Genomic DNA, 2262 nt, shown 5'->3' on the forward strand with positions numbered 1-2262 from the left:
GGGGTGGGGATGCGGGATCTGCGGTACGAGATGACCGCCGCGCTGGCCGACGCGGAGCTGGTCGACGCCGCGCAGCGGGAACGGGTCGCCGACGTGTGCGCCGGGGTCGCCGAGCGCTACTGCGCCGAGCAGGGGCACAGCCCGGAGGTGCGCTCCGGCGAGATCGCCGAACTGGCCACCGGCGAGCCGGCCACCGGCTGGGTGCCGACCCCGCCGGAGGAGGCACAGCGGGCCTGGTGAGCCCACCGCGACGGCGTCGGTGCCCGCCCGGGGGACCCGCGATGCCCCCCGTCACAGAGTGCGGCATGTCGCGCGTCCCGAGGACGGGATGGCGCGACATGCCGCAAATCGCCTGGCCCATCGCACCCCACCCGGACCGGGCGGGGCGCGTGGACCGGACGGGGCGTCAGTCCGCCAGTTCGGAACGGTCGCCGGCCCAGAGCGTGTGGAACGAGCCCTCCCGGTCGACCCGGCGGTAGGTGTGGGCGCCGAAGTTGTCCCGCAGGCCCTGGATCAGCGCCGCCGGCAGCCGCTCCGCGCGCAGCGCGTCGAAGTACGCCAACGACGAGGAGAACGCCGGGGTGGGCACCCCGGCCCGGGCCGCGTCGGCGACCACCCGCCGCCAGCTCGGCACTCCGTCGCCGACCGCGTCGGCGAAGTACGGCGCCACCAGCAGCGTCGGCAGCTCCGGCTGCTCGTCGTACGCCTCGCGGATGCGGTCCAGGAAGCGGGCCCGGATGATGCAGCCGCCCCGCCAGATGGTGGCGGTGCCGCCCAGGTCGATGTTCCAGTCGTACTCGCGGCTGCCGGCGCGGATGTGGTCGAAGCCCTGCGCGTACGCCACGATCTTGCTGGCCAGCAGCGCGCGCCGCACGTCCTCGACGAAGGTCTCCCGGTCGTCGACCTGCCACTTCTCGCCGGCGCCGGCGAAGGCGCGCCGGGCGGCCTCGCGCTGGCCGGCGTGGCCGGACAGCGACCGGGCGAACGTCGCCTCGGCGATCCCGGTGATCGGGATGCCGAGGTCCAGCGCGCTCTGCACCGTCCAGCGGCCGGTGCCCTTCTGCTCCGCCTGGTCGAGCACGATGTCGACGAACGCGCGGCCGGTCGTCGCGTCGGTGTGCGCCAGCACGTCGGCGGTGATCTCGATGAGGAACGACCCCAGCTCGCCGGCGTTCCACTCCCGGAAGATCTCCGCGATCTCCGCCGGGGTCGCCGACAGCCCGGCCCGCAGCAGGTCGTACGCCTCGGCGATGAGCTGCATGTCGGCGTACTCGATGCCGTTGTGGACCATCTTCACGAAGTGGCCGGCGCCGTCCGGGCCGATGTGCCGGCAGCACGGCGTGCCGTCCACCTGCGCGGCGATCTTCTCGAACATCGGCCCGAGCTTCGCGTACGACTCGGGAGAACCGCCGGGCATGATGCTCGGGCCGAGCAGCGCGCCCTCCTCGCCGCCGGAGACGCCCGTGCCGACGAAGTGCAGGCCGTGCTGGCGCAGCGTCTCCTCGCGCCGGCGGGTGTCGGCGAAGTGCGCGTTGCCGGCGTCGACGACGATGTCCCCCTCCTCCAGCAGCGGGACCAGTTCGTCGATGACCGCGTCGGTGGGGGCGCCGGCCTTGACCATGACGATCACCGCACGGGGCCGTTCCAGCGAGGCGACGAAGTCCGCGAGGGACTCCGACGGCACGAAGGCGCCCTCGTCGCCGTGCTCGGCCACCAGACTGCGGGTGCGCTCCGGGGAGCGGTTGTGCACCGCCACGGTGAAGCCGTTGCGGGCCAGGTTCCGGGCCAGGTTGCGGCCCATCACCGCCAGCCCGGTCACCCCGATCTGCGCCGTCGCCTGCTGCGCCATCTATGTCCGCCCTTCTCGTACGTGCCTGGTGCTGCGACCGTATCCTGCCTGACCTCGCCCGGGGAGCGGACGTCGACGCTGGGTGATCAACACGCCGCGCGTCGTCGCCGCGCAGTGACGCCGACCCACAGGGCACGCACCACTGTTGACCTGCGGTTGTGGATGTCGGGCCGACGCGTCTCATGGTGGGCCCGCAGGGCTGCGGGTGGGGCACGGCCACCGAGCGTTCCCGTCTGGTGGACTTTTCCCACGGTGTCCGCCCGGTAAATCGGGTGCGCCCACCGCCGGCCACCGTTACTGTGCGGGCATGCGCATCTGACGCCCCCTCTTCCAGAGCTCGACCCGCTGTCGTCGTCGCGGGTCCCTGAGTTCCGGGCGTCCGCGCTGCCACCCTTCGCCGGTGGAGTTCACTG

2 protein-coding genes are annotated in these 2262 nt (G+C 73.2%); one reads left to right on the forward strand and one right to left on the reverse strand.

Annotated features, from left to right (window positions below; all coding sequences use genetic code 11):
* On the forward strand, positions 1-240 hold a 240-nt coding region (locus E1193_RS31180), incomplete at its 5' end, for a hypothetical protein (RefSeq protein ID WP_243707983.1).
* Positions 241-406: 166 nt separating this feature from the next.
* Here the strand turns inward: E1193_RS31180 and gndA are convergent.
* Complete coding sequence (gene gndA, locus E1193_RS31185; protein WP_132186704.1) at positions 407-1849, reverse strand: NADP-dependent phosphogluconate dehydrogenase; 1443 nt, start codon at positions 1847-1849, stop codon at positions 407-409.
* Positions 1850-2262: the final 413 nt, after the last annotated feature.

It is taken from the genome of Micromonospora sp. KC606, from assembly GCF_004348675.1.
Classification (GTDB): Bacteria; Actinomycetota; Actinomycetes; order Mycobacteriales; family Micromonosporaceae; genus Micromonospora.

What these genes read in the sequence shown, in the direction of transcription:
- gndA (WP_132186704.1), bottom strand. Translation starts at nt 1,849, where the DNA reads ATGGCGCAGCAGGCGACGGCGCAGATCGGGGTGACCGGGCTGGCGGTG.